The 26,610-nt window shown below is 67.3% G+C and carries 23 protein-coding genes; 18 read left to right on the top strand and 5 right to left on the bottom strand.

All coding sequences use genetic code 11. The annotated features are described in order from the left end of the window. The first annotated feature begins 252 nt into the window (after positions 1 to 252). Positions 253 to 687: a hypothetical protein gene (locus C8N38_RS19445; protein WP_215731182.1), complete on the top strand. Its 435-nt coding sequence runs from the start codon at positions 253 to 255 to the stop codon at positions 685 to 687. A gap of 278 nt (positions 688 to 965) precedes the next feature. On the opposite strand, the gene C8N38_RS21210 is transcribed toward C8N38_RS19445, so the two are convergent. After that, complete coding sequence (locus C8N38_RS21210) at positions 966 to 1,214, bottom strand: hypothetical protein (protein WP_146176321.1); 249 nt, start codon at positions 1,212 to 1,214, stop codon at positions 966 to 968. A gap of 539 nt (positions 1,215 to 1,753) precedes the next feature. Beyond that, positions 1,754 to 2,065, bottom strand: a complete 312-nt coding sequence (locus tag C8N38_RS19435) for an ETC complex I subunit (RefSeq protein ID WP_108028792.1) — start codon at positions 2,063 to 2,065, stop codon at positions 1,754 to 1,756. 156 nt (positions 2,066 to 2,221) lie between these two features. Here C8N38_RS19435 and uvrB point away from each other — a divergent pair, with 156 nt between their 5' ends. Next, positions 2,222 to 4,411, top strand: a complete 2,190-nt coding sequence (uvrB, locus tag C8N38_RS19430; protein ID WP_108028791.1) for an excinuclease ABC subunit UvrB — start codon at positions 2,222 to 2,224, stop codon at positions 4,409 to 4,411. Here the strand turns inward: uvrB and gghA are convergent. After that, positions 4,408 to 6,849 carry a glucosylglycerol hydrolase gene (gene gghA / locus C8N38_RS19425; RefSeq protein WP_108028790.1) on the bottom strand — a complete coding sequence of 814 codons (2,442 nt, stop codon included), beginning with the start codon at positions 6,847 to 6,849 and terminating at the stop codon, positions 4,408 to 4,410. The genes uvrB and gghA overlap by 4 nt on opposite strands. Further along, the gene (gene glgB, locus C8N38_RS19420; protein WP_108028789.1) at positions 6,846 to 9,056 is read right to left on the bottom strand and encodes a 1,4-alpha-glucan branching protein GlgB; all 2,211 of its coding nucleotides are present in this window, start codon (positions 9,054 to 9,056) and stop codon (positions 6,846 to 6,848) included. Before glgB ends, gghA begins: the two co-directional genes overlap by 4 nt. Positions 9,057 to 9,336: 280 nt before the next feature. On the opposite strand from glgB, the gene C8N38_RS19415 reads away from it, so the two are divergent. The 16 genes from C8N38_RS19415 (at position 9,337) to C8N38_RS19340 (ending at position 26,137) form a co-directional block, all read left to right on the top strand. Beyond that, complete coding sequence (locus C8N38_RS19415; protein WP_108028788.1) at positions 9,337 to 10,890, top strand: acyl-CoA carboxylase subunit beta; 1,554 nt, start codon at positions 9,337 to 9,339, stop codon at positions 10,888 to 10,890. A gap of 8 nt (positions 10,891 to 10,898) precedes the next feature. Then, complete coding sequence (locus C8N38_RS19410) at positions 10,899 to 11,285, top strand: OadG family transporter subunit (protein WP_108028787.1); 387 nt, start codon at positions 10,899 to 10,901, stop codon at positions 11,283 to 11,285. Continuing rightward, a complete protein-coding gene (locus C8N38_RS19405) occupies positions 11,282 to 11,671 on the top strand; it encodes a biotin/lipoyl-containing protein (protein WP_108028786.1) in 390 nt (129 codons plus the stop codon). The genes C8N38_RS19410 and C8N38_RS19405 overlap by 4 nt, the downstream gene beginning before the upstream one ends. Before the next feature lie 13 nt (positions 11,672 to 11,684). Continuing rightward, positions 11,685 to 12,833, top strand: coding sequence for a sodium ion-translocating decarboxylase subunit beta (locus tag C8N38_RS19400; RefSeq protein ID WP_215731181.1), 1,149 nt, complete (start codon positions 11,685 to 11,687; stop codon positions 12,831 to 12,833). Positions 12,834 to 13,051: 218 nt separating this feature from the next. Further along, entirely contained in the window at positions 13,052 to 14,647 is a 1,596-nt protein-coding gene (locus tag C8N38_RS19395; RefSeq protein ID WP_108028785.1) for an ABC transporter substrate-binding protein, read from the top strand. A gap of 102 nt (positions 14,648 to 14,749) precedes the next feature. Further along, entirely contained in the window at positions 14,750 to 15,757 is a 1,008-nt protein-coding gene (locus tag C8N38_RS19390) for an ABC transporter permease subunit (protein WP_108028784.1), read from the top strand. A gap of 1 nt (position 15,758) precedes the next feature. Further along, positions 15,759 to 16,664: an ABC transporter permease subunit gene (locus C8N38_RS19385; RefSeq protein WP_108028783.1), complete on the top strand. Its 906-nt coding sequence runs from the start codon at positions 15,759 to 15,761 to the stop codon at positions 16,662 to 16,664. Positions 16,665 to 16,668: 4 nt separating this feature from the next. Next, positions 16,669 to 17,649, top strand: coding sequence for an ABC transporter ATP-binding protein (locus tag C8N38_RS19380; RefSeq protein ID WP_108028782.1), 981 nt, complete (start codon positions 16,669 to 16,671; stop codon positions 17,647 to 17,649). Continuing rightward, positions 17,646 to 18,605: an ABC transporter ATP-binding protein gene (locus C8N38_RS19375; protein ID WP_108028781.1), complete on the top strand. Its 960-nt coding sequence runs from the start codon at positions 17,646 to 17,648 to the stop codon at positions 18,603 to 18,605. The genes C8N38_RS19380 and C8N38_RS19375 overlap by 4 nt, the downstream gene beginning before the upstream one ends. Positions 18,606 to 18,842: 237 nt before the next feature. Then, on the top strand, positions 18,843 to 20,039 hold the full coding sequence (locus C8N38_RS19370; RefSeq protein ID WP_245895813.1) for a Tm-1-like ATP-binding domain-containing protein: 1,197 nt from the start codon (positions 18,843 to 18,845) through the stop codon (positions 20,037 to 20,039). Continuing rightward, complete coding sequence (locus tag C8N38_RS19365) at positions 20,039 to 20,872, top strand: phosphoenolpyruvate hydrolase family protein (RefSeq protein WP_108028779.1); 834 nt, start codon at positions 20,039 to 20,041, stop codon at positions 20,870 to 20,872. Before C8N38_RS19370 ends, C8N38_RS19365 begins: the two co-directional genes overlap by 1 nt. 14 nt (positions 20,873 to 20,886) lie before the next feature. Continuing rightward, complete coding sequence (locus tag C8N38_RS19360) at positions 20,887 to 21,324, top strand: SRPBCC family protein (RefSeq protein ID WP_108028778.1); 438 nt, start codon at positions 20,887 to 20,889, stop codon at positions 21,322 to 21,324. 437 nt (positions 21,325 to 21,761) lie between these two features. Continuing rightward, positions 21,762 to 23,516: an alkaline phosphatase gene (locus C8N38_RS19355; protein WP_108028777.1), complete on the top strand. Its 1,755-nt coding sequence runs from the start codon at positions 21,762 to 21,764 to the stop codon at positions 23,514 to 23,516. Between the two features lie 75 nt (positions 23,517 to 23,591). Further along, a complete protein-coding gene (locus C8N38_RS19350) occupies positions 23,592 to 24,071 on the top strand; it encodes a hypothetical protein (RefSeq protein ID WP_108028776.1) in 480 nt (159 codons plus the stop codon). A gap of 6 nt (positions 24,072 to 24,077) precedes the next feature. After that, positions 24,078 to 24,767: an ABC transporter ATP-binding protein gene (locus tag C8N38_RS19345; protein ID WP_108028775.1), complete on the top strand. Its 690-nt coding sequence runs from the start codon at positions 24,078 to 24,080 to the stop codon at positions 24,765 to 24,767. After that, a complete protein-coding gene (locus tag C8N38_RS19340) occupies positions 24,764 to 26,137 on the top strand; it encodes an ABC transporter permease (protein WP_108028774.1) in 1,374 nt (457 codons plus the stop codon). Before C8N38_RS19345 ends, C8N38_RS19340 begins: the two co-directional genes overlap by 4 nt. 58 nt (positions 26,138 to 26,195) lie before the next feature. On the opposite strand, the gene C8N38_RS19335 is transcribed toward C8N38_RS19340, so the two are convergent. After that, positions 26,196 to 26,531, bottom strand: a complete 336-nt coding sequence (locus tag C8N38_RS19335; RefSeq protein WP_108028773.1) for a hypothetical protein — start codon at positions 26,529 to 26,531, stop codon at positions 26,196 to 26,198. Between the last annotated feature and the right edge of the window lie 79 nt (positions 26,532 to 26,610).

The raw sequence follows: 26,610 nt of genomic DNA, 5'->3' as shown, positions 1-26,610 counted from the left end.
GAAGTCCAGATCCGGGCGGCGGTCCTCAACCGCTTCACGGCGCTCGGCATCCCGCTCACCGTGGCCATGGGATAAGTGTGTCCGGGGAAAGGGGAACTGCGGTCGTCAGCTGATTTGCGCAACAGCGCCCCGGCAACCAACGCCCAACTCTTCTCTGTTGCCGTGCACCGGCTAATCGATATCCGCGCTTGGTTGGAGGATAGCGATGACAGCCCTTATCAGACATGGCGGCGCGCGGAAGCGGAAACGGAGGTGAGAAACCTCATCACCGGTCGCCTGAACGACTTGGCGAATGGGCGCTACACGTGTGCACAGGAGAACGAGATGCCAAACGCCCAGCGGCCCGATATTTGGGTCCAAGCGCCGGGCGTCACTCCCGTTCCGATTGAACTGAAGCTACTGGACAACGGTTGGGCGGGGCCGGATTTGTGTGAGCGGCTCCGAAATCAACTCGCTGGAGACTATCTCCGCGCTGAGGCAGGTGGCCGGGGTATCATGCTCCTCGTATGGCAGGGGCGGGTGGCCGATCGAAAGTGGCAAATTGGCGGCCACCGAGTTGATCTGAATGATCTGGAGACCGCCTTGCAGGACTACTGGCATTCAATTGCTCGCGATCGGCCGGACATCGACGAGGTCACGGTCATCGCAATCGATCTCACTCGCCGCGGCCTGCGGTCGGATACCTGAGACGCTATGAAGCGCACTTAAGGAGCAACGCTCCGGCGGGGGCCGTCTGACGGGGCATTACGTGTTGAAGGTCCACATTCGCGGAATAACCCAATTCGCGCTGCGACGCGGCGAATTCACACTTCCCGCCCTTCGAGCCAGGGCAGATCATCATGCAGCGCCGGGCGTGAGCGGTGACTATGGCCCTTGTAGCAAACCATTCGCTCCCAAGAGCGATGACGCTTCGTGTATTCGTAACTGGTGTTGAGCCCAGCACCCCAGGAAGCCCTCGGGAGGCGTCACTCAGGTCTGATCTCGCGCTGATGGCGAGCAAGTGGCGTGACCAGTCTTCGGCCGGAAATGACCTTCTGGCGCTTGAGGTGGATGAGGCCCCTTTCACCCGAGTCGAGGTCGACGTCGCCTCTACAGACGCGAGCAATGGCGTCGGCGTAGGCATCTGTTGCTGTGACGGGCACCTGACGATTTCTCCAACGCTGATATCGGTTCAGTATCGTAGCGACAGCTTGCGTTGACTTCTTGGTCTTCATCGGAGTTCCCACCGCATCCAAGCGACCTCTTGTCCAGGGGCTCACCATCGCAAGCCAGCCCCACTGCGCCATGCTCAGGCTCATACGGGGAGAGCACAACGGCACTCCGCCGGATCCGTGGCCCCACGCGACGAACCGCCGAATCCTCTCCATACGCGAAAGGCGCCGGAGCATAAGCGCCAGCGCCCCCATCACCGTCTTTCAGAGAGCAGCCCAGAGAAACCAGGCGGTACGTGTCGCCCCTGACACCCCTTGCGCAGACTTATGCTTCGGTTTGCGCATTCATCTGCTTTCTCTGACTACGCCTCGCCGAAGCGATCGGCCTCTCATTTCAGTGGCTTCAACAAGCGCAGCATGCGCACCGTCCACGCCAATCCATGCGAGAGCCGATGGTCGGTCGAAGCGTTTCACTGGACCAGATGCCGAAAGGAATAACCGCGAAGCGGAATGAAAGCGGGTACATCCACGCCCTTCAAAATAGACCTCGGCCGGATCATGTGGCCCATTCGGCCGCAACTTGATCCCGATTTACAGCGGTCTCAGTGGGTCCAGGCGCCGCGGCGGTTGACCGCGAAATTCTCGGAATAGCCCATCGGCCGGACGTTCGGCGCGCGCTTCTTCGGGCGCAGCACCACCGCGTCGATGCCATGGCGGCGGGCGTAATCCTCGGCCGCCTCGCGGGTTTCGAAGCGCAGGCGCACCTGCGACTGGGTGTCGTCCGAGCTGGTCCAGCCCATCAGCGGATCGAGTTCGCGCGGGCTTTGCGGGCCGAAATCCAGCACCCAGTGATGGGTCTTGGCCTGACCCGACTGCATCGCGGTCTTGGCGGGCTGATAGATGCGGGCACGCATGGGCATGTCTCCCTTCCGGGTTCTCTCTTCGTTGCTGTTATGGGGGCTCGGACCGCGCCTTGCAAGAGCCTGCATACCGCAGGATACCGCCCTGCCCCCTTGAACGTCGCCCGGTCCGGGACAAATCTGGGAAGCCAGTTCCCGGGAATCGCCACCATGCCTTCTTCGACCGAGCCCCATACGCTTGACGCCCCCACCGTCGAGACCCGCCCCCGCGAAAAGCTGGAAGGCGGCAAGCGCTTCGTGATGCATTCGGACTTCGCGCCCGCCGGCGATCAGCCGACCGCCATCGCCGAACTGGTCGCGGGCATCACGCAAGGGGACCACGATCAGGTGCTGTTGGGCGCGACCGGCACCGGCAAGACCTTCACCATGGCCAAGGTGATCGAGGAAACCCAGCGCCCGGCGATCATCCTCGCCCCGAACAAGACCCTCGCGGCCCAGCTTTACGGCGAGTTCAAGGGCTTCTTCCCCGAGAATGCCGTCGAGTATTTCGTCAGCTATTACGACTACTACCAGCCCGAGGCCTATGTGCCGCGCTCGGATACCTATATCGAGAAGGAAAGCCAGATCAACGAGCAGATCGACCGGATGCGCCACTCGGCCACCCGGGCGCTGCTGGAGCGCGACGACGTCATCATCGTGGCCTCGGTTTCCTGCATCTACGGTCTCGGCTCGCCCGAGCTCTACATGGCCATGACCCTCGATCTGGAGGCGGGCAAGCTCTATGACCAGCGCGAGATCATTGCCGATCTGGTGCAGCAGCAATACCGCCGCAACGATGCCGCCTTCGACCGCGGGTCGTTCCGGGTGCGGGGCGACAGCCTTGAAATCTGGCCCGCCCACCTTGAGGATCGCGCCTGGAAGCTGTCGTTCTTCGGCGAGGAGCTGGAAAGCATCACCGAATTCGACCCGCTGACCGGCAAGAAGACCGACAGCTTCGACAAGGTCCGGGTCTACGCCAATTCCCACTATGTCACGCCCAAGCCGACGATCCGGCAGGCCATCACCGGGATCAGGAAAGAGCTGAAGCAGCGGCTGGCCCAGCTCACCGACGAGGGCAAGCTGCTCGAGGCCCAGCGGCTGGAACAGCGTACGCAGTTCGATCTCGAGATGCTCGAGGCCTCGGGCTTCTGCAACGGGATCGAGAACTATTCGCGGTACCTCACGGGGCGCGCCCCGGGCGAGCCGCCGCCGACGCTGTTCGAGTTCATTCCCGACAATGCCATCGTCTTCGCCGATGAATCCCACGTCTCGGTGCCGCAGATCGGCGGCATGTACCGGGGCGACTACCGGCGCAAGTTCACGCTGGCCGAACATGGCTTCCGCCTGCCCTCCTGCATGGACAACCGCCCGCTGAAATTCGAGGAATGGGACGCGATGCGGCCGCAATCGGTCTTCGTCTCGGCCACGCCCAGCGCCTGGGAGCTGGACCAGACCGGCGGGGTCTTCACCGAACAGGTGATCCGGCCGACCGGGCTTCTGGACCCCGTGGTCGAGATCCGTCCGGTCGAGATGCAGGTCGACGATCTGCTGGACGAGGTCAGGCGGGTTGCGGCCAAGGGCTTCCGCACGCTCTGCACCACGCTGACCAAGCGCATGGCCGAGGATCTGACCGAATACCTGCATGAACAGGGCATCCGGGTGCGCTACATGCATTCCGACATCGACACGATCGAGCGCATCGAGATCCTGCGCGACCTGCGCCTTGGCGCCTTCGACGTGCTGGTCGGCATCAACCTTCTGCGCGAGGGGCTGGATATTCCCGAATGCGGCCTCGTCGCGATCCTCGATGCCGACAAGGAAGGGTTCCTGCGCTCGGAAACCTCGCTGATCCAGACCATCGGCCGGGCGGCGCGGAATGCCGAAGGGCGGGTCATCATGTATGCCGACCGCATCACCGGGTCGATGGAACGCGCGCTGCGCGAGACCGAGCGGCGACGCGAGAAGCAGATCGCCTATAACGAGGAACACGGCATCACGCCCGAAACGGTGAAGAAGAATGTCGAGGACATTCTGGCCGGGCTTTATCAGGGCGATACCGACATGTCCCGCGTCACCGCGACGGTCGACAAGCCGATGCATGGCGGCAATCTCGAGGCCCATCTGGACGGGCTTCGGACCAGCATGCGCAAGGCCGCCGAGAACCTCGAATTCGAGGAAGCCGCCCGGCTGCGCGACGAGATCAAGCGGCTCGAGGCGGTCGATCTGGCCATCGCCGACGATCCGCTGGCGCGGCAATCGGCCGTCGAAGAGGCGGTCGAGACCTCGACCCGGGCCAAGGGCCGCTCGACCGCCGGGCGCCCCGGGCAACGCGGCGGCGTCGCCCGACGGCGGGGCCGCTAGCCCGGCACCCGGCGCGAGAACACAAGCGCCATGGAATCCGTCAGCGTGATCGGCCCGCCCAGATAATCGGCCCCGATCGAGGGGGTGCGCAGCGCGACCTCCCAGCCGCCGCCCTCGATCCCCGGCACCGGCAGGCTCAGCGGGTCGATCTCGGCCGTGGGCTTGCCCTCCATATGCATGACCGCGAAGATCTGTTCGCCCTCCGGCCCGTGCCGGAGCGCGGTGAAGAGCGTCCGCCCGGCAATCGGGCGCTGATAGTCGAACCGGTCGCGCGGCCCGTAATTCGCGGCCAGCCAGGGCCGCTTGCGGCGGAACCCGCGCAGCGACAGACAGAACGCCGCCTGATCGGCATCGAGCGTCGGCAGCGAGTTCGACACGTTGCAATATTCGTGCATGTCGTCCATCCAGGCCCGCGCCATGTGCTTGAGCGCGGCCACGGTATAGACCTCGGGGCCGGCCAGCGGCGGCTCGGCCTTGTTCAGCAGCCGGGCGATCTCGTCCAGATCGTATTCGGTCACCTCGACCAGCGCGGGCAGGAATTCGAAGAACCGCACCAGATCGGCCCGGGTCTCGAAGCCCATCTCTTTCAGACGGCGGAAATTGGCGGGCACCGAATAGCTGTATTCGTCGACCTGCCATTTCAGGCTGATCGCCTCTTCGGCCACGACCTTCACGCCATAGCGGTCGTCCTGGTTGCGGATGAAGCCCCAGGAGGCCCGCGCCATGGCATTGAGGAAATCCATCGGCACGCCCGGCAACGCGACATAGGTCAGCACATGGTTCGCCGGGTTGTCATAGGCCTTGTCGAGGATCTCCATCCGGGTGCGGCCCAGCCGGGTATTGACGTTCAGCTTGGGGCTGACCTGGGTGCCGCGCCTCAGCGTGTCGTGGTTCGAGGTGCCGGAAATCCAGTTGGCGCCGACCTCGAGGATCTCGCGGATGCGCCAGTATTTCGACATCCAGAAGGTGTAGAGGAAGGGCGTGTTATGGGCGAAGGTCAGGGGCCCCCACTGGAACACGTCGTCATCGGTCTGCGCCTCGATCACCGCGCGGTAATCCGAGGACAGTTCCCAGTCTTCCTCGGGCCAGGGGCGCCCGTCCTCGAAGATGAACCAGGGCCGGTAGCGGGTGCCCGCGGCCTCCTGCACCAGATCGGCCATGGATTGCAGATAGTCGTCGTCATGGCGCATGGTCTGGGTCGCGGTATCCCACCACTTGAAGTCCTGCGCCCCGTCGACCCGCACCCCGTCGGCGCCGAAATTCACCTTGCGCCGCTGCATTTCCAGCAAGATCGCCCGCACCGCCGGGTTCGGATAATCGAGGTTCTGGCCATACATGTTCGGCCCGGCGAAGAAATGGCTGTTCAGCGCCAGCAGCCCCTGATTGTCGGCATGGCCGAAGACGACATCGAGGATCAGCTTTTTCGGGGTGCCGGGGAAGTTGTGCAGCTCGGCGGCGAAATCGACCAGCTCGTCGGGGCGGCCGGTTTCCAGCAGCACCGGATTGACCGTGGCCATGCCGGAAATGACGATGTCATAGCCCCAGTTCGTCGTGTCGGGGCGCAGCAGCGAAACGGTCACGCCGTCTTCGTCACCACCGACCTCCTGCCAGAAATCGGGTCCCGCCTCATGCACCGTCGTCGGTTCCACCGGCAAAAGCTGCACGGCGTCATAGCCAAGGAAGAGCTTGTCCGCGGGTTCCAGCGGCAGCTCGCGCGCGACGCGTTCGGCCAAGCGGTGGTAATGGCGGGTGAGGCTCGCCAGCGTGCCCCCTGCCGTCGCGGTCGGCACATGGACCTGCAGGATGTTCGCGGGCGGGCCGAACTTGTGCGGCGCCTCGCCCGCGAAGGCCCGGAAATACTCGGCATCGCCCCGCGCCGCCAGCATCGCCTCGACATCGTACAACTCGGCCGGGGCCATCGCGCCGAAGGGCAGCGACATCGCCAGCGGGTCGAGAATGCGGTGCCAGCCGCCCTCGGCATCGCGCCAGGCCAGCGCATAGAAATCGCCCAAAACCTCGCGCGTGCCCGCGCGCATGCCGGTGACGGCGGTAAAGCAATGCGCATCCTCGCGAATGACCGGCACCCAGGCGCGCTCGAAGCGCACATCCTGATGCGCGCGGGTCAGGTCCAGGGGCTCGACCGGGCTCAGCACCTCGAGGAAGATGTCGCCCGAGGGCACCCGCGCATCCTGCAATTCAGGCGTCCAGAAGCCGAAACAGGCGCGCCCGTCCTCGACCCGGCCGCCCAGCCTGCGGGCGATCCGGCATTGCGCCTCGAAGGCGGTCTCGGCGGTGGTCAGCGCGTGGGTCGCGGCCTCGGCTTCCGCCCGGGCGGCGGCCTCGTCGAATTCGATCCGGTCCCTCAGGGCCACGTGGTCGTCCTTTCCATCGAAGGGGCTGTCGGGCGCACCGTCGCGGTCTGTCGCATCGTCCCTCATGCGCCGGGCTCATGCACGAGGATGACGGTCGAAAGCGGCGGCAGGCAAAGCCGGGCCGAGGCTGCCTGACCGTGGCAGGGGCGGGCCTCGGCGGCGACGCCGCCCATGTTGCCGCGCCCCTGCCCGCCATAGATCCTGGCATCGGTGTTCAGCGCCTCGCGCCAGCGTCCGGGCGCAGGCAGGCCCAGCCGGTAGGCCGGTTGCTCGACCGGCGAGAAGTTGCAGACAACGACCGCGTTCGGGTCGTCCGGCCCGCCGCGCCGGAGCCAGGCATAGACCGACCGGTCGGCATCGTCGGCCTCGATCCACTGGAACCCCTCGGGGCTGAAATCCAGCGCATGCAGCGCGGGCGTGCCCCGGTAAAGCGTGTTCAGATCGCGCACCAGCCGCTGCATCCCGGCATGTTCCGGCCTGTCCAGCGCCGCCCAGTCGAGGCTGCCCGCATAGGCCCATTCGGCCTCCTGCGCGAAGTCCTGCCCCATGAACAGAAGCTTCTTGCCCGGCTGGGCCCACATGAACCCGTAGAAGGCGCGCAAATTGGCGAATTGCGCCGCGCGGTCGCCGGGCATCTTGGTCAGCATCGAGCCCTTGCCGTAGACCACCTCGTCATGGCTGATCGGCAGGATGAAATTCTCGGAAAACGCGTAGGTCAGCCCGAAGGTCATCTTGTTGTGGTGATGGCGCCGATGCACCGGGTCTTCGGCCATGTAGCCCAGCGTGTCGTGCATCCAGCCCATGTTCCATTTGTAGCCAAAGCCCAGGCCCCCCTGATCGACAGGCCGGGTCACGCCGGGATAGGCCGTGCTTTCCTCGGCCGCGGTCAGCGTGCCGGGATGGGTGCCATAGGCCAGCGTGTTCATCTGCTGCAACAGCGCGATGGCCTCGTAATTCTCGCGCCCGCCATCCTTGTTCGGGACCCATTCGCCATCTTTCCGCGAATAGTCGCGATACAGCATCGAGGCGACCGCATCGGCCCGAAGCCCGTCGATATGGTATTCCTCCAGCCAGTACAGCGCGTTCGCCGTCAGGAAATTCGCGACCTCGGTCCGGCCGAAATTGTAGATCAGCGTGTTCCAGTCCTGATGGAAGCCCTCGCGCGGGTCGGCATATTCGTAAAGCGCGGTGCCGTCGAACTGGCCCAGCCCATGCGCATCGACCGGGAAATGCGCGGCGACCCAGTCGAGGATCACCCCCAGCCCCTTCCTGTGCGCCGCATCGACCAGATCGCGGAATTCATGCGGCGGCCCGTGGCGCACCGTGGGCGCATAAAGCCCGACCGGCTGATAGCCCCAGGACCCGTCGAACGGGTATTCGCTGACCGGCATCAGCTCGATATGGGTGAACCCCATCGCGGCGACGTAGTCGACCAGTTCCTCGGCCGCCTCGACATAGGAAATCGCCCGCCCGTCGGCGCGGCGCTTCCACGAGGCCAGATGCACCTCGTAGATCGAGATCGGGGCGCTCCGGGCATTGCGGCCCGCGCGGTCCTGCATCCAGGCGTCGTCCGACCAGCCATAGCCGCGCAGATCGTGCACGACCGAGGCATTGGCGGGCGGATGTTCGGACCCGAAGCCGACGGGGTCGGCCTTCAGCGGCTGCAGCGCCCCGTCCGGCCCCAGGATTTCGTACTTGTAACTGGCGTTCTCCCCGATGCCCGGCAGGAAGATTTCCCAGACACCGCTGACCCCGCGGCGCCGCATCACATGGCGCCGCCCGTCCCATTGGTTGAACGGCCCCACCACCGAGACGCGGCGGGCATTGGGCGCCCAGACCGCGAAATGGGTGCCCGCGACGCCCTCATGGGTCATCGCATGGGCGCCGAGCGCCTCCCACAAACGGTGATGGTCGCCCCGCCCGATCAGATGCTCGTCGAGCGCACCCAGAACCGGGCCGAAACGGTAGGGATCGTCGGTCTCCCAGACCGTGCCCTTGGCAGCGGCGCGCAACCGGTAGGCGCCCTCGCCCGGCACCGGCCCCGAGAAAAGGCCTGCGCAGCCCGGCACCGGGGACAGCCGGTGGACGCCACCCGGGTCGGCCAGCGCGTCGACGGTTTCGGCCCCGGGCATCAGGGCGGTGACATGGCGGACGTCGGCAACGGCATGCGGACCCAGCACGGCGAACGGATCGCCATGGGTGCCCGACGCGATCCGGTGCAGGACGTCCTGCGGGGCGACGGGCCCCGTTCGGGATTGGATATCGGAAAGCATGTCCTAAACCCTAGGGACGCTCGGCCATTCTTCAACCGCCGGGGCGAAATCCCGCCGCCAAAGCGGGGGTCGGCGCCCAATGCGGGGGCATCTGCCCCGATTTTGGGCTTTTATCCGGGGGTTCGGGGGCGACTCTACGCCGCCCGCCCCGCGCCCGCCTTCCGTCCGGTCGCCTGTGGCGTGCCGGAAGACCTTCCGGTATACCCGGCAGGAGGGCCGGGCCGCGGTCCTGAAACAGGCCGCGCCGGTCCCCGGCACGGCCCCGAAGCGGAAGGGTGCCATGGCGATTTCCCGATCCCTTGCGGATGAACTGGACAAGCGGCGCGCGGCCGCTCTTGAGGGCGGCGGCCCGGCCAAGGCCGAGGATCGCCACGCCAAGGGACGGCTGACCGCGCGCGAACGGATCGATACGCTGTTTTCGGCCGGGACGTTCCAGGAAACCGGGCTGCACGCCCAGCACGCCACCCGCCATTTCGGGATGGAGAAGAAGTCGATCCCGGCCGATGGCGTCATCACCGGTACGGGCTTCGTCGACGGCCGCCCGGTCGCGGCCTTCAGCCAGGATTTCGGCGTCGTCGGCGGCACGCTGGGCGAGATGCATTCGCGCAAGATCTGCCTCGTTCTGGACCATGCGCTGAAAGCGGGCGTGCCGGTCGTGGGCTTCAACGATTCCGGCGGCGCGCGGATCCAGGAAGGCGTCGGCGCGCTCTCGGCCTATGGCCAGGTCTTCTACCGCAACGTGCAGCTGTCGGGCGTGGTGCCGCAGATCTCGGTCATTGCCGGGCCCTGCGCGGGCGGCGCGGCCTACAGCCCCGCCCTGACCGATTTCGTGATCATGACCCGCGAACATGCCCAGATGTTCATCTGCGGCCCCGAGGTGATCCGCGCGGTCACCGGACAGGCCACGACGATGGACGAGATCGGCTCGGCCGAGGCCCATGCCTCGGTCGCGGGCAACATCCACTTCATCGCCGAGGACGACGCCCATGCGGTCGCGCTGGTCCACCGGCTCTTGTCCTTCCTGCCCTCCAACAACATGATGGACCCGCCGCACCGGATCGAGCCCGACCTGACGGTCGAGGACGACCCCGAGCTTGACGCGCTGATCCCCGAAGACCCGAAATCGGCCTATGACGTGCGCGAGGTGATCGCCCGGCTCGCCGACGAGGGCGATTTCCTCGAGGTGATGGCAGGCTTTGCCGCCAATATCGTGGTGGGCTTCGGCCGGATCGGCGGCGTGGTGACGGGCTTCGTCGCCAACCAGCCGATGGTCAAGGCGGGCGCGCTTGACATCGACGCCTCGGACAAGGGCGCGCGCTTCGTGCGGCTTTGCAACGTCTTCAACATCCCGCTGGTGACGCTGGTCGACGTGCCGGGCTTTCTGCCGGGCGTGGCCGAGGAACGGCGCGGCATCATCCGGCATGGCGCCAAGATGCTGTTCGCCTATGCCTCGGCGACGGTGCCGAAGATCACCGTCATCATGCGCAAGGCCTATGGCGGCGCCTATCTGGCGATGTGCAGCCAGGACATGGGCGCGGACCGGGTGATCGCCTGGCCCACCGCCGAGATCGCGGTGATGGGGGCCGAGGGCGCGGTGAACATCCTCTACCGCAAGGATCTGGCCGAGGCCGAGGACCGCGCCGCGCGCGCCCGCGAGCTTGCCGCCGAATACCGCGCCGAATTCGCCTCGCCCTATCTGTCGGCCGGGCGGCTCTTCGTGTCGGACATCGTCCAGCCCCGCCAGACCCGCAGCGCCATCGCGCTGACCCTGCGCGGGCTTCTGTCGAAACGCGAGACGCGCCCGCCGAAGAAACACGGCAACATCCCGCTTTAGGTCCGATCATGCTGGAAAACCTGTCCCTGATCGGAACCGGCTTTGCGGTGGTGCTGCTGGTCCTTGCGGCCCTCTGGGGCGCCTGCGCGCTGATCGGCCGGGCCTTCATCCGGGCCGCGCGCAAGGCCGAGAGGCCCGTCGTGGCGCCAGAGCCGCCAATCGCGCCGGGCGTGCCCCCCCATCACCTCGCGGCCATCGCGGCGGCGGTGGCCGAGACGCTCGGGCCCGGCCATCGCATCACCCGCGTCGCCGCCCCCGCCCATCGTGTCGACGGCTGGCCGCTTGAAGGCCGGATCGAGACCTTCGCCGCCCATCGCATCCGCACCGGATGGGGCCCGACCCGGCCCCGGCTGGGCGGCGAGACCCCGGACATCATGAGAGGACCGAAGCCATGAAGCGCCTGCGGATCACCGTGGACGGCACCGCCTATGACGTGACGGTGGAAGAGATCGAAACCGGCGCGCCCGAGACCCCGGCGGCCCCTGCCCGTCCGGCCACGGCCCCCGCAGCCGCCCCGCGCGCGACCGCCCCGGCCGTCGCCGCGGCCGCCCCGGCAGCCCCCGCCGAGCCCGGCGCGGTGCTGAGCCCGCTTGCGGGCACCACGGTCAGCGTCGCGGTCGCCGTCGGCCAAAACGTCGCCGCGGGCGATCCGCTGCTGGTGCTCGAGGCGATGAAGATGAACACCGATATCCGCGCGCCCCAGGCCGGGACCGTCAGCGCGCTTCACGTGGCCCCCGGCGCGACCGTGACCGAGGGGCAGGTCCTTCTGGTCCTGTCCTGAGGAGGCGCGTCCGATGCAGCCCGAACCGCTGAGCGCCCGGCTCGAACGCCTTTTCGACATGACCGCCCTGCCCGATGTCACCTGGCAGATGGCGGCGATGTGGCTGATCGTGGCGGGGCTGTTCTACCTCGCCATCTTCCGCAAGTTCGAACCGCTTCTGCTGGTGCCCATCGCCTTCGGCGCGCTGCTGGCCAACCTGCCGACCGAGGGGCTGGTGAACCCGCCCGCCGACGGCGTGGCGGGGGGGCTGTTCCATTACATCTCGCTCGGCGTCGATCTGGAACTGTTTCCGCCCCTGATCTTTCTGGGCGTGGGTGCGCTGACCGATTTCGGGCCGCTGATCGCCAATCCGCGCACCCTGCTTCTGGGCGGGGCGGCGCAATTCGGGGTCTTCGCGACCTTCCTTGGCGCCACGCTGATCGGCTTCACGCCGATGGAGGCCGGCGCCATCGGCATCATCGGCGGCGCCGACGGGCCGACCTCGATCTTTCTGGCCAACAAGATGGCGCCGCATCTGCTGGCGCCCATCGCCGTCGCGGCCTACAGCTACATGGCACTGGTGCCGCTGATCCAGCCGCCGATCATGCGCGCGCTGACGACCGAGGCCGAACGCAGGATCCGGATGCAGTCGCTGCGCCCGGTCTCGCGGCTGGAAAAGCTGATCTTCGCGGGGCTGGTGACGGTCGTGGTGATCCTCTTGGTGCCCGCGGCCTCGGCGCTGATCGGGATGCTGATGCTGGGCAATGTGCTGCGCGAAAGCCTCGTGACCGAGCGGCTGGCCAAGGCCGCACAGAACGAGGTGATCAACGTCGTGACGATCCTGCTGGGCACCTCGGTCGGGATAACCATGACGGGCGAGCGGTTCCTCAATGCCGACACGCTGAAGATCCTCGGGCTCGGGGTGATCGCCTTCGGGATCGCCACCGCCGCGGGTGTGCTGATGGCCAAGGCGATGAACCTGGTCAGTCGCACCAAGATCAACCCGCTGATCGGGTCGGCCGGGGTCTCGGCGGTGCCGATGGCCGCCCGCGTCAGCCAGATCGAGGGCCAGCGCGCCGATCCGGGGAACTACCTGCTGATGCATGCCATGGGCCCGAACGTGGCGGGCGTGATCGGGACGGCGGTGGTCGCGGGCTATTTCATCGCCCAGTACGCCGGTTGAAGCAGAGGCCTCTTGTCGCAGGCGGGGCGCTGTCGCCCCGCCGTTTTCACTGGACCTTTGCCAACCGGCGGGCAATGGGGCCTGCCTTCGCGTCCGGCCCGGCAAGTTGCCGTTGACCGCCCGGCCGCAACCGGATTTGCTGTCCGGGCCTTCGACAACGCACAGATCACCGGCATGACCGATGGGACAGGGTGCCGGGATCCCATGAAAGGTACAAAATGACCCTACACACGTTTCTGACAACTTCGGCGCTTGCGCTGACCATGGCCACGGCCGCCGCCGCGCAACAGACGCTGGTCTATTGCTCGGAGGGCTCGCCCGAAGGGTTCGACCCGGCGCTCTATACCTCGGGCACGACCTTCGACGCCGCCGGACAGGCCGTCTATGCCCGCCTCGTCGAGTTCAAGACCGGCACCACCGAAGTGGTCCCGGGGCTTGCCGAAAGCTACGACATCTCCGAGGACGGCAAGACCTACACCTTCCATCTGCGGCCCGGCATCAAGTTCCAGACCACCGATTTCTTCACGCCGACGCGCGACATGACCGCCGATGACGTGATCTTCAGCTTCATGCGCCAGCTCGACCCCGAGAACCCCTTCCACAACGCCTCGGGCGGCACCTTCGAATATTTCAACGCGATGTCGATGCCCGAGCTGATCGAGAGCATCGAGAAGGTCGACGACCTGACCGTCACCTTCCATCTGACACGGCCCGAGGCCCCCTTCATTGCCAACCTGGCGATGGATTTCGCCTCGATCATGTCCAAGGAATATGCCGATCAGCTGCTGGACGCGGGCAGGCCCGACATGCTGAACCAGCAGCCGCTGGGCGCGGGTCCCTTCGCTTTCGTCGCCTACCAGAAGGACGCGGTGATCCGGTACCGCAAGCATGAGGGCTTCTACCGCGAGGGGCTGCCGAAGCTCGACAACCTGATCTTCGCGATCACCCCCGACGCCTCGGTCCGCTACCAGAAGCTGAAGGCGGGCGAATGCCATGTGATGCCCTTCCCGAACCCGGCCGATATCGAGGAGATGAAGTCCGAGGACGGCATCACCGTGCAGGAGCAGGAAGGCCTGAACGTGGGCTACATGGCCTACAACACCCAGCAGCCGCCCTTCGACAATCCGAAGGTCCGCAAGGCGCTGAACATGGCGATGGACAAGCAGGCCATCATCGACGTGGTGTTCCAGGGCTCGGGCGAGATCGCCAAGAACCCGATCCCGCCGACCATGTGGAGCTATAACGACGCGGTCGAGGACGATCCCTACGATCCCGAGGCCGCCAAGGCGATGCTGGAAGCGGAAGGCGTCACCGATCTGTCGATGAAGATCTGGGCGATGCCGGTGCAGCGGCCCTACAACCCCAACGCCCGGCGCATGGCCGAATTGCTGCAGGCCGATTTCGAGAAGGTCGGGGTCAAGGCCGAGATCGTCTCGTATGAGTGGGGCGAATATCTCGACCGCTCGAAGGACGTGGACCGCGACGGTGCGGTGCTCTTGGGCTGGACCGGCGACAACGGCGACCCGGACAACTTCCTGGCCACCCTGCTCAGCTGTGACGGCGTCGGCGGGGCGAACCGGTCGCAATGGTGCTATCAGCCCTTCGAGGACCTGATCCAGAAGGCCAAGACCCTGCCGACCCAGGCCGACCGCGCCAAGCTTTACGAAGAGGCCCAGGTCATCTTCAAGGAGCAGGCCCCCTGGGCCACGATCGCCCATTCGAAGGTGTTCATGCCGATGCGCGACGAGGTGCAGGGCTACAAGGTCCACCCGCTCGGGCTGCACATTTTCACCGAGGTCAGCCTCGACAAGTGATCAAGAAATGGGCGGCGGGGCTTTACAAGCCCCGCCGTTAGGGGCATTGGGCGCGGCCATGACACCAGTACGCCCCCAGTCCACGGACACGGCCGCAAGAAAATGTTCAGATTTTTCCTAACAAGACTGCTGACCTTCGTGCCGACCTTCATCGGCGTGACGCTGATCTCGTTCGCCTTCATCCGGGTGCTGCCCGGCGATCCGATCATCGTCATGGCCGGCGAACGCGGCCTGTCCGAGGCCCGCTATCAGGAGCTGCGCGAACAGTTCGGCTTCGACCAGCCGCTGATCGTCCAGTTCTGGGACTACCTGACCGGTATCCTGCACGGCAATCTCGGCATGAGCTACGTCACCAAGAAGCCGGTCTGGGACGAGTTCTTCGCCCTCTTCCCCGCAACCGTCGAGCTGTCGCTCTGCGCCATCGTCATCGCCATCTGCCTCGGCATCCCCGCGGGCGTCATTGCCGCGGTGAACCGGGGCAAGTTCTTCGACCGGGCGCTGATGTCGACGGCGCTTGTGGGCTATTCGATGCCGATCTTCTGGTGGGCGCTGCTCTTGATCATCGTCTTCTCGGGCAACCTGGGCTGGACCCCGGTCTCGGGCCGGATCGACCTTCTGTACTACTTCCCCGACGCGACCGGCTTCATGCTGATCGACTCGCTTCTGTCGGGCCAGAAGGGCGCCTTCGCCTCGGCGGTCGAGCACCTCATTCTGCCCTCGATCGTGCTGGCCACGATCCCGCTGGCGGTGATCGCGCGGCAGACCCGGTCGGCCATGCTGGAGGTGCTGGGCGAGGACTATATCCGCACCGCCCGCGCCAAGGGTCTGGCTCCGATCCGGGTCAGTGGCCTGCATGCGCTGCGCAACGCGCTGATCCCGGTGGTGACGGTGATCGGGCTGTCGGTCGGCGTGCTGCTGGCGGGCGCGATCCTGACCGAGACGATCTTTTCCTGGCCCGGCATCGGCAAGTGGATGGTCGACAGCATCTACCGGCGCGACTACCCCGTCGTGCAGGGCGGCCTGCTGCTGATCGCGGGCATGGTGATGATCGTGAACCTGATCGTCGACCTGCTGTATGGCGTCATCAACCCCAAGATCCGGAAACGCTGACATGGCCGACGCGACCGCAGACGCGACCCGCCCCGCCCCCGAACGCCCCGGCCGCCTGCAGGAGTTCTGGCGCTATTTCCGCGAGAACCGCGGCGCCGTCATCGGGCTTTACGTCTTCGCCTTCTTCGTGCTGCTGGCCATCGGCGCCAATGTCATTGCGCCGCACGACCCGACCCAGCAGTTCCGCGACCACACGCTGCTGCCGCCGTTCTGGACCGCCGAGGGCAGCTGGCGCTTTCCGCTGGGCACCGACCCGCTGGGCCGCGACATCCTCTCGCGGCTGCTTTACGGGGCGCGCTATTCCTTCTTCGTGGGCCTCGTCGTCGTGGTGCTGGCCGCCTCGACCGGCATCCTGATCGGGCTGGTCGCGGGCTTCGCGCCGAAATGGCTCGACACCGTCATCATGCGGCTGATGGACATCATCCTGTCCTTCCCCTCGCTGCTGCTGGCGCTGGTGCTGGTGGCGATCCTCGGCCCCACGCTTCTGAACGCGATGATCGCCATCGCCGTCGTGCTGCAACCCCACTATGTGCGCCTGACCCGCGCCGCGGTGATGAGCGAGCGGACCCGCGACTATGTCACCTCGGCCAAGGTCGCGGGCGCCGGGCTGGGGCGGCTGATGTTCATCACCGTGCTGCCCAATTGCCTTGCACCGATCATCGTCCAGATGGCGCTGAGCTTCTCGAACGCGATCCTCGACGTGGCGGCCCTGGGCTTTCTGGGCATGGGCGCGCAGCCGCCGACGCCCGAATGGGGCACGATGCTGGCCGAGGCCCGCGAATTCATCCTGCGCGCCTGGTGGGTCGTGACCTTCCCCGGCCTCGCGATCCTGATCACGGTGCTGTCGATCAACCTGATGGGCGACGGGCTGCGCGACGCGCTCGACCCCAAACTGAAGCGGAGCTGATCCCATGGCGCTCCTGTCCATCCGCAACCTTTCCGTGGAGTTCTCGACCGCGGGCGGCCCCTTCCGAGCCGTCGACGGGGTCGATGTGACCGTCGACAAGGGCGAGATCCTGGCCATCGTCGGCGAAAGCGGGTCCGGCAAGTCGGTCTCGATGATGGCGCTGATGGGGCTTCTGCCCTGGACCGCCCGGATCACCGCCGACGAGATGAGCTTCGACGGCACCGACCTGCGCAGCCTCACCGCCCGCCAGCGCCGCCAGGTCATCGGCCGCGACATCTCGATGATCTTCCAGGAGCCGATGACCTCGCTGAACCCGTGCTTCACCGCCGGGTTCCAGATCAAGGAGACGCTGCGCCAGCACCTCAAGCTTGACCGCCGCGCGCGCCATGCCCGCGCCATCGAGCTGATGGAGATGGTCGGCATCCCCGATCCCGCGCGGCGGCTGAACGCCTTTCCGCACCAGTTGTCGGGCGGCATGAGCCAGCGGGTGATGATCGCCATGGCGCTGGCCTGCCAGCCGCGCCTGCTGATCGCGGACGAACCCACCACCGCGCTGGACGTCACGATCCAGGCGCAGATCCTCGACCTGCTGCAGGATCTTCAGAAAAGCACCGGCATGGCGCTGATCCTGATCACCCATGACATGGGCGTCGTCGCCGAGACCGCCCAGCGGGTGCAGGTGCAATATGCCGGCCAGAAGGTCGAGGAACAGCCCGTCCGGGCGCTTTTCGAGACCCCGCACCACCCCTATACCGCGGCCCTTCTGGCCGCCCTGCCCGAACGCGCGACCGAGCGGCGTCTGCCGACCATCCCGGGCGTCGTGCCGGGGCAGTTCGACCGGCCCGAGGGCTGTCTCTTCTCGCCGCGCTGCCGCTTCGCCGACGACATCTGCCGCCACCGTGCCCCGCCGGTGCAGCCGCCCGCGCTGGGCATCGCCCGCTGTCACTATCCGCTCGACACCGCCGCCACGGAGGCTGCCCGATGACCGCTCCTGTCGTCGTCGCCGATCACCTCGCCCGCCATTACGAGGTCGGCGGCGGGCTGTTCTCGAAACCGGCCACCGTCAAGGCCCTGTCCGAGGCCACATTCTCGATCGCGGCCGGCAAGACGCTGGCGGTCGTGGGCGAATCCGGTTGCGGCAAGTCCACGTTGGCGCGTCTGGTGACGCTGATCGAGGAACCCACCGGCGGTGCGCTGACGCTCGACGGCTTGGCCGCCACGCCCGACAACTGGCGCCGTCTGCGCTCGACCGTGCAGATCGTGTTCCAGGACCCCTATGGCTCGCTGAACCTGCGCCACCGGATCGGCACGATCCTCGAGGAACCGCTGAAGATCAATCGCCCCGAAATGAGCGCGCAGGAGCGCTCGGACAAGGCCCGCGAGATGATGCGGCTGGTCGGGCTGCGCCCCGAGCATTACGACCGCTTCCCGCACATGTTCTCGGGCGGGCAGCGACAGCGGATCGCGGTCGCCCGCGCGCTGATGCTGGAACCCAAGCTGCTGGTGCTGGACGAACCCGTCTCGGCGCTGGATCTGTCGATCCAGAGCCAGGTGCTGAACCTGCTGCTCGATCTGCAGGAACGCATGGATCTGGCCTATCTCTTCATCTCGCACGACCTGTCGGTGGTCCGCCACGTGGCCGACGAGGTGATGGTGATGTATCTCGGCCGCCCGGTCGAGTTCGGCACCAAGGAAGATGTCTTCGCCGCTCCGCGCCACCCCTATACCAAGGCGCTTCTGTCGGCGACGCCCTCGACCGAGCCCGACCCGGCGCGGCAACGGATCAAGCTACAGGGCGAGCTGCCCTCGCCGCTGGCGATCCCGGCGGGCTGCCCGTTCGCGCCGCGCTGCTGGAAGGCGCAGGACCGGTGCCGCGAGGCCCGGCCCGAGCTGACCGGCGCGCCCCATGCCGCGGCCTGCTTCTTCCCCGAAGGCCTCTGACCCGACAAGACAGCGATGCGGTTCGAAGGTGGGCGCCCCCGGGCGCCCGCCCCCTCATGCCCTCTCGGCCCCCTCCCGAATTGCACCTCGCGCGACATTTTCGACCGGCGCCCGCTGCGCGGCCCCGGCGCGACCGGCTTTGCTTGGAACGTCCGGTGGGCTGTGTTAACCATTTGGCATTCCAAACGGATGAAGCCCGGAGGTGGGACGGCCTCCCGGCATGAAGGGGAGAACGAGGTGACGAAAAAAGTGTTCGTCGTCGGGACTTTCGATACCAAGGGCCGCGAGCTTGTGCATGTCGCCGGGCTGCTGGCCGATGAGGGTCTGGAGGTGGTCCAGGTCGACCTCTCGACCTCGCCCGGGCACCGCAGCGGCGCCGATGTGACCCCGGCCGAGGTGGCCGCCTGCCATCCCGAGGGGACGGGCGCGGTCATGACCGGGGATCGCGGCACCGCCGTCGCCGGAATGGCCCGGGCCTTCGAGGCCTTCGTCGCGACCCGCGCCGATATCGGCGCGATGATCTCGCTGGGCGGATCGGGCGGCACGGCGCTGGTGGCGCCCGGCATGCGCGCCCTGCCCGTGGGCGTGCCGAAGCTGATCGTCTCGACGCTGGCCTCGGGCAATGTGGCGCCCTATGTCGGCCCCTCGGACATCACCATGATGCACTCGGTGACCGACGTCGCCGGGCTGAACCGGATCTCTAGGGTGATCCTCGGCAATGCCGCCCGCGCCATCGCGGGCATGGCGAAGGCCGCGCCCGAGGCGACCGGCGACGACCGCCCCGCCGTCGGGCTGACGATGTTCGGCGTCACCACGCCCTGCGTCACCCGTCTGGCCGCCCGGCTCGAGGCCCATGCCGATCCGATCGTCTTCCACGCCACGGGAACCGGCGGGCAGGCGATGGAGAAGCTGGTCGATTCCGGCATGATCTCGTCGGTGATCGACACCACGACCACCGAGATCTGCGATCTGCTGTTCGGCGGCATCCTCGCCGCGACCGAGGACCGGCTGGGCGCCATCGCCCGCACCGGCATTCCCTATGTCGGGTCCTGCGGCGCGCTTGACATGGTCAATTTCGGCCCCCGATCCTCGGTCCCCGACCGCTATGCCCACCGGCAGTTCTATCAGCACAATCCGCAGATCACCCTGATGCGGACCACGCCCGACGAATGCCGCCAGATGGGCGAATGGATCGGCACCCGGCTGAATGCCTGCACGGGGCCGGTGCGCTTCCTGCTGCCCGAGGGCGGGGTGTCGATGCTGGACGCGCCGGGCATGCCCTTCGAGCTGATCGACGCCCGCAGCGCGCTGTTCGCGGCCCTTGAGGCCACGGTCGAGCAGACGCCCGACCGCCGCCTGATCCGCCTGCCCCACAACATCAATGACGAGGCGTTCTCGGACGCGCTTTACACCCACTGGAAGGAGATCGCCTGATGGCCCGGTTCGAACGCAAGGATCTGCTGGAGAAATTCCGCGGCATGATCGCCGAGGGCCGCCCGATCATCGGCGGCGGCGCGGGCACCGGCCTTTCCGCCAAATGCGAGGAAGCGGGCGGCATCGACCTGATCGTGATCTACAATTCGGGCCGCTACCGGATGGCGGGCCGGGGCTCGCTGGCCGGACTTCTGGCCTATGGCAATGCCAATGAGATCGTCGTCGAGATGGCCCGCGAGGTGCTGCCGGTGACGAAAAACACCCCGGTTCTGGCGGGCGTGAACGGCACCGACCCGTTCTGCAACTTCGACCCGTTCCTCGACCAGCTGAAGGCCATCGGCTTTTCGGGCATCCAGAACTTCCCGACCGTGGGGCTGATCGACGGCACCTTCCGCCAGAACCTGGAAGAAACCGGCATGGGCTACGGGCTCGAGGTCGATCTGGTGGCGCTGGCGCGCGCGAAGGACATGCTGACCACGCCCTATGTCTTCGACACCGATCAGGCCAGGGCGATGGCCGAGGCGGGCGCCGATATCGTGGTGGCGCATATGGGCCTGACCACGGGCGGCGCCATCGGGGCCGATACCGCGATCTCGCTGGAGGACAGCGCGCTCAAGGTCCAGTCCATCGCCGAGGCCGCGCTGAGCGTGCGCAAGGACGTGATCGTGCTATGTCATGGCGGGCCGATCTCGATGCCCGAGGACGCGACCTATGTGCTGTCGAACGCGCCCGACTGTCACGGCTTCTACGGCGCCTCCAGCATGGAGCGGCTGCCGACCGAAACCGCGCTGATCGACCAGACGCGGAAGTTCAAGACCATCACCCGGGGCTGACAAGGGAGGATCTTATGGCCAGGGCCTATGCCAGCGCGGTAATCCCCGCGCCGATCGAGAAGGTCTGGGAAATCCTGCGCGACTTCAACGGGCTGCCCAGCTGGCACCCGGCGATCGAGCGCAGCGAGATCGAGGACGGCCGCAGCGCCGATGCGGTCGGCGCGGTGCGGTCCTTCCATCTGGCGGGCGGCGGCGGGCATGTGCGCGAAAAGCTGCTGTCGCTCGACGACAGCGCCTTCACGCTCAGCTACAGCTTCGTCAAGCCCGCCTTCCCGGTCGAGAATTACATCGCCCGGATCGCGCTGTTCCCGGTTTCCGAGACCGGCGAGACCTTCGCCCTTTGGGAAGCGGAGTTCGACGAGGCGCCGGAGGACCGGGGCAAATACGGCCCGGTGATTGCCGAAGGCGTCTTCGCCGCAGGCTGGGCCGCGCTGAAACGCCACCTTTCCTGATCGCCCTTGCGGTCGGCGGCCCGCGCCGCCGACCCGTCCCGCCGACCCGTCCCCTTCCCGGGCCGCTCGCGCCCCGGTCGGACCCGCCCCCCAATCCCGCAGGACCCGCCCGCACCCGATCCCGCCCCCTTCCGGCGGGACCGGGTGCATAGGTGCGGCCGATGCCCCCGCCCGCCTGCGGTCCTGCGTCCCGTGGCCGTCCCGGCCCGGACCTGCGCTGACAGCGGCCCGGCCGCCCGACGAAAAGCGGCCGGACCTTCCCCTTGGGGAAGGTCACGACCCGTAGCGTCATCGTGGCGGGATGCCGCCTCTGCCCGAAGAGGCCCGAAGGGGCCGCGACAGCGCGCACCCGCCGGTTTGTCACAAGACCGATACATGCAATCGTTAACCGGACCGCGAGGGACCACCCCCTTCTTCCTTCCACAGCAGAGGTACCCATGCGAACTCTTCTTACAGCGCTCGCCGCCAGCACGATTCTCGCCGGTGCGGCGCAGGCCACGGCGGTCTATCCGCTCGACCGGGCGACGATCCTCGTCTCCTCGCCCTTCGACTTCAAGGTCGAGCTGGACGCGGTGCATCCCGAGGCCGACATTTCCGTGACCGTGAACGGCAAGCCCTATGCCGAAACCTTCGGCACCGCCGCCGAGTATGTCGCCGAAGAAAAGGGCGCCGATGACGCCGTGCTGGGCTCGGCGCTGATCCTGCGCGATCTGGCCCTGGCCGAGCCGGGCAGCTACACCGTCGAGGTCAAGGCCGGCGACGAGACCAGGACCGTGACCTGGGAGGTCTACACCACCCCCGAGACGCCCAAGGCCAAGAACATCATTTTCTTCCTCGGCGACGGGCTGTCGGTCGCGCACCGGACCGCGGCGCGGATCATGTCGAAGGGCATGACCGAGGGCAAGGCGGACGGCCGTCTGGCGATGGACGATCTCGACCACATGGCCTTCATCGGCACCTCGTCGACCCATTCCATCGCGACCGACTCGGCCAACACGATGTCGGCCTACATGACCGGCCACAAGTCGCGGGTGAACGCGCTGGGCGTCTATGCCGACCGCACCGCGCCGACCCAGGACGACCCCAGGGTCGAAACCATCGCCGAGGCCCTGCGCCGCACCACCGGAAAATCCATCGGCGTCGTCACCACCTCGGAACTGGAAGACGCGACGCCTGCGGCCGTCGTCTCGCACACCCGCAAGCGCAGCGACAAGGCCGATATCGTGGGCATGTTCTACGACATCCAGCCCGAGGTGATGCTGGGCGGCGGCTCGGCCTATTTCCTCAAGTCCGACATCCCCGGCTCGAAGCGGAAGGACGACAAGGACTATGTCGCGATGTTCCGCGAGGCGGGCTATACGCTGGCGACCAGCGCGGCCGAGCTTGACGCGGCGCAGGGGTCGAACAGCGGCAAGCTGCTGGGTCTCTTCCACACCGGCAACATGGACACCAAGCTCGACCGCAGCTTCCTGCATCAGGGCACGGTCGGCAAGTTCCCCGACCAGCCGGGCCTGGTCGAGATGACCCGGACCGCGCTCGATCAGCTGTCGAAGAACGACGAGGGCTTCTTCCTGATGGTCGAGGGCGCCTCGATCGACAAGATGTCCCACCCGATGGACTGGGACCGCGCCGTCATCGACACCATCGAGTTCGATCAGGCCGTGGCCGCCGCGCGCGCCTTCGCCGAGACCCATCCCGACACGCTGATCGTCGTCACCGGCGATCATACCCATGGCGTTTCGGTGATCGGCACCATCGACGACGACAAGCCCGGCGACGAGATGCGCGAGAAGGTCGGCACCTATGACGACGCCGGCTTCCCGAACTACACCGACGCCGACGGCGACGGCTATCCCGACAAGATCGACGTGTCGCGGCGGCTGGCGATCTTCTCGAGCAACTTCCCCGACTATTACGAAACCTGGGCGCCGAAGATGGACGGCCCGTTCGAACCCTCGGTGAAGAACGAAAACGACGAATACGTCGCCAACGAGGCCTACAAGGACCTGCCCGGCGCCGTGCTTCGGATCGGCAACCTGCCGAAATCGGCCGATACCGCGGTCCATGCGGTCGATGACGTGGTGCTGCAGGCCACCGGCCCCGGCGCCGAAGAGTTCAAGGGCTACATGGAACAGTCGGACGTCTACAAGGTCCTGGCCGACGCCTTCGCGCTGGGCACCGTCCAGAAGTGACCTGAACCGGGGCCTGTCCGGGCGGTGCGCCGTCCGGGCAGGCCCCCTTCCTTTCCCCTGCCCCGGAAGACCGCCATGACCGACCCCGCCGCCCCCGCCCCGGCCCACGACCGTACCCGCAGGCTGTGCCTCGCCGCCCTGCCCGGTCTGCTGTTTCTGACCGCTCCCCGCCCGGCCGCCGCCGCAACCCCGCTGATCGGCTTCGACGAGCTTTACAGCGCCTTCAGCCCGCTGGGCCTGACCTTTTCCGACAAGGTGATCGCGCTGACCGGCCAGAGGGTGCGCATCCGGGGCTTCATGGCGCCGCCGCTGAAAGCGGAGTCGAATTTCTTCGTGCTGACCGCGATCCCGATGGCGCTGTGCCCGTTCTGTTCGACTGATACCGACTGGCCCGACAACATCGTCGTGGTCTATCTCGACCGCAGCCAGACCTTCGTGCAGCCGAACCAGACCATCGAGGTCACCGGGCAGCTCGACCGCGGGTCCTGGGTCGATCCCGAGACCGGCTTCGTCAGCCAGCTGCGCCTGCGCGACGCGCGCTATTCCGCGGTCTGAGCCGCCATGCTGGGTCTTCATCTGTCTGCGGTCGAGGTCGCCTATCCCGGCCTCTCCGCCCCGGTGCTGCGCATCCCCGAGCTCGACATTCCCGCAGGCAGCCGCGTCGCGGTGACCGGGCCGTCGGGGTCGGGCAAGTCGACGCTTGTGAACATCGTCACCGGGCTCGCCCCGCCCGGCACTGGCCGCGTGCTCTGGGACGGCACCGATATCGCAGAGCTGCCCGAGGGCAGGCGCGACCGCTGGCGCGGCGCCAATATCGGCCTCGTGATGCAGGATTTTCACCTCTTCCCGGGGCTTTCGGCGCTTGAGAACGTGCTGTTGCCCGCGCGGCTGTCCCGCGTCGCCGATGCGGCGATGGAAGCCCGCGCCCGGACGCTGCTGGCCGAGGTCGGCCTTGCCCGTCCCGGCCAGCCGGTCGAGACCATGTCGCGCGGCGAGATGCAGCGCGTGGCGGTGGCGCGGGCGCTGTTGCGCGCGCCGGGGGTGATCGTCGCCGACGAGCCCACCGCCAGCCTCGATCCGGAAAACGGCGCGGCCATCGGCGCGCTGCTGATCGAGCTTGCCGAACGGTCGGGCGCCACGCTGATCGTGGTTTCGCATGACAGCCGCCTGACCGCGCGGCTCGACCGGGTGCTGACGCTCGCCGGCGGCGAGATCCTGTCCGACTGCGGCCGCGAAGGAGCCCGGCAATGATCCATTTCGTTCTGGCCGACCTGAAACGGTTTCGTCTGGGCTCGGCGGTGATCGTGCTGCTGATCGCGCTGGCGGTGGCGCTGGGCACCACCGTCACCCTGCAGGAACGCGCCCTGCGCCTGGGCAGCGCGCGCGCGTCCGAGAAATTCGATCTGATCGTCGGCGCGCCCGGCAGCGCCACGCAGCTGGTGCTGTCTTCGGTCTTCCTGCAGCCCGCGGCGCTGCCGCTGATGCCGGGCGACACGCTGGTCGCGCTGACCGAAGATCCGCGCGTGGCCTGGGCCGCGCCGATCGGCTTTGGCGATTTCGTGGCGGGGTATCCGGTGATCGGCACCACCACCACGCTGATCGGGAACACGACGACCGGGTTTGCCGAAGGTCGCGCCTTCGCCGCCGAAGGCGAGGCGGTGATCGGCTCGGCGGTCGATCTGGCCCTGGGCGACACGCTGGTTCCGACCCATGGCAAGCAGGCCGAGGGCGGCCATGCCCATGCCGGTATCGCCTATCGCGTGACGGGGCGGCTCGACCCCACCGGCACCCCCTGGGACCGCGCCGTTCTGGTGCCGATCCAGGCGGTCTGGCACGTCCACGGGCTTGGGCACGATGCCCATGACGCGCACGACCACGACGCCGGGGGGCATGACGCGGAGGCGCATGACGAGGAAGACCCCGACCACGCCCATGCCGCCAGCCAAGACCACACCGACGACCACGCCGAAAACCATGGCGAGGCCGATCACGACGATCACGACGGCCACGATCACGACGGCCATGACGGCGCTGCCTTCGACCCCGATGCACCGCTCGACGAGACCTGGGCGGCTGGCGTGCCGCCCGGCCTGCCCGCGATCCTGGTCAAGCCGCGCAGCATCGCCGATGCCTACCGCCTGCGGCAGGAGTACCGCGCGACCGGCGAGACGCAGGCAGTCTTTCCGGCCGAGGTCCTGACCGGGCTTTACGCCATGCTGGGCGATGCCAAACGGGTGCTGGTCGCGGTCGCGGTCGGGGCGCAGACGCTGGTCGCCGCGGCGCTGTTGCTGGTGACGGTGATCCAGGTCGGCCAGCGGCGGCGCCAGATCGGGGCGCTTCGGGCCTTCGGCGCGCCGCGCGGCGCGGTCTTCGGCATCGTCTGGCTGGAACTGGCGCTTCTGTTCGGGACCGGCATCCTGCTGGGATTCGGTCTGGGCTTTGGGGCGACCGAGTTCCTGTCGCGCGCCTTCACCGCAGAACGCGGCTTCCCGCTGCCGGTGGCCTTCGTGCCCAGCGATCTTATGGGCTTCGGGGGCCTGATCCTGGCGGCGGCGGTGCTGTCGGCTGTGCCAGCCTGGCTGGCCTATCGCCAACCTCCGGCCGCCGCCTTGCGCGACTGACCGGTCGAGACCACGCCCGCGCCTTGCGTCGGACCTGGCTCGGGACGCCGCAAGGCGATCAATGGGAATCGCAGCCTTCGCGTATCCGGTGCGGCGCGGCGTCCGGGTCCGCCTCGACCGGCTCGGGCCTGCCAACCGCCTTTGCGCGCTCCGGCCGGGTCCGGGCGGCGTTTTCGGCCCGGACATCATCGGGCGGGATCTCGACGAAGGGCTCGGCGTCGTCCTCCGGCTCGGCCCGCAGCGCCACAACGGTGACGGCGGTGCCGCCGCCGACCATGCCGCCCAGCCAGTAGGACAGCAGGACGGTCACCCATCCGCCGTCCAGCAACAAGGCGCCCGCCAAGGCGGAAATGGTTCCCCCGGTAATCGAGGCGAGTGTGAAAAGTACAAGCATTGCCGAATGCATCTCCTTCGCGCACCGAGCGAAGCGGACCCCGGGGAAAGGTGCGGTATCTACGAATCGTAAGACAAAT

This window comes from Rhodovulum kholense (assembly GCF_003053725.1).
In the GTDB taxonomy this organism is placed as follows: Bacteria; Pseudomonadota; Alphaproteobacteria; order Rhodobacterales; family Rhodobacteraceae; genus Rhodovulum; species Rhodovulum kholense.
The sequence above is the reverse complement of the archived record's forward strand: the minus strand, read 5'-3'. Positions and strand labels throughout refer to the sequence as shown.

Excerpts from the sequence above, each read along its gene's own strand:
- C8N38_RS21210 (WP_146176321.1), bottom strand. The coding sequence starts at position 1,214 with ATGAAGACCAAGAAGTCAACGCAAGCTGTCGCTACGATACTGAACCGA.
- C8N38_RS19435 (WP_108028792.1), bottom strand. The coding sequence starts at position 2,065 with ATGCGTGCCCGCATCTATCAGCCCGCCAAGACCGCGATGCAGTCGGGT.
- uvrB (WP_108028791.1), top strand. The coding sequence starts at position 2,222 with ATGCCTTCTTCGACCGAGCCCCATACGCTTGACGCCCCCACCGTCGAG.
- gghA (WP_108028790.1), bottom strand. The coding sequence starts at position 6,849 with ATGAGGGACGATGCGACAGACCGCGACGGTGCGCCCGACAGCCCCTTC.
- glgB (WP_108028789.1), bottom strand. The coding sequence starts at position 9,056 with ATGCTTTCCGATATCCAATCCCGAACGGGGCCCGTCGCCCCGCAGGAC.
- C8N38_RS19415 (WP_108028788.1), top strand. The coding sequence starts at position 9,337 with ATGGCGATTTCCCGATCCCTTGCGGATGAACTGGACAAGCGGCGCGCG.
- C8N38_RS19410 (WP_108028787.1), top strand. The coding sequence starts at position 10,899 with ATGCTGGAAAACCTGTCCCTGATCGGAACCGGCTTTGCGGTGGTGCTG.
- C8N38_RS19405 (WP_108028786.1), top strand. The coding sequence starts at position 11,282 with ATGAAGCGCCTGCGGATCACCGTGGACGGCACCGCCTATGACGTGACG.
- C8N38_RS19400 (WP_215731181.1), top strand. The coding sequence starts at position 11,685 with ATGCAGCCCGAACCGCTGAGCGCCCGGCTCGAACGCCTTTTCGACATG.
- C8N38_RS19395 (WP_108028785.1), top strand. The coding sequence starts at position 13,052 with ATGACCCTACACACGTTTCTGACAACTTCGGCGCTTGCGCTGACCATG.
- C8N38_RS19390 (WP_108028784.1), top strand. The coding sequence starts at position 14,750 with ATGTTCAGATTTTTCCTAACAAGACTGCTGACCTTCGTGCCGACCTTC.
- C8N38_RS19385 (WP_108028783.1), top strand. The coding sequence starts at position 15,759 with ATGGCCGACGCGACCGCAGACGCGACCCGCCCCGCCCCCGAACGCCCC.
- C8N38_RS19380 (WP_108028782.1), top strand. The coding sequence starts at position 16,669 with ATGGCGCTCCTGTCCATCCGCAACCTTTCCGTGGAGTTCTCGACCGCG.
- C8N38_RS19375 (WP_108028781.1), top strand. The coding sequence starts at position 17,646 with ATGACCGCTCCTGTCGTCGTCGCCGATCACCTCGCCCGCCATTACGAG.
- C8N38_RS19365 (WP_108028779.1), top strand. The coding sequence starts at position 20,039 with ATGGCCCGGTTCGAACGCAAGGATCTGCTGGAGAAATTCCGCGGCATG.
- C8N38_RS19360 (WP_108028778.1), top strand. The coding sequence starts at position 20,887 with ATGGCCAGGGCCTATGCCAGCGCGGTAATCCCCGCGCCGATCGAGAAG.
- C8N38_RS19355 (WP_108028777.1), top strand. The coding sequence starts at position 21,762 with ATGCGAACTCTTCTTACAGCGCTCGCCGCCAGCACGATTCTCGCCGGT.
- C8N38_RS19350 (WP_108028776.1), top strand. The coding sequence starts at position 23,592 with ATGACCGACCCCGCCGCCCCCGCCCCGGCCCACGACCGTACCCGCAGG.
- C8N38_RS19345 (WP_108028775.1), top strand. The coding sequence starts at position 24,078 with ATGCTGGGTCTTCATCTGTCTGCGGTCGAGGTCGCCTATCCCGGCCTC.
- C8N38_RS19340 (WP_108028774.1), top strand. The coding sequence starts at position 24,764 with ATGATCCATTTCGTTCTGGCCGACCTGAAACGGTTTCGTCTGGGCTCG.
- C8N38_RS19335 (WP_108028773.1), bottom strand. The coding sequence starts at position 26,531 with ATGCTTGTACTTTTCACACTCGCCTCGATTACCGGGGGAACCATTTCC.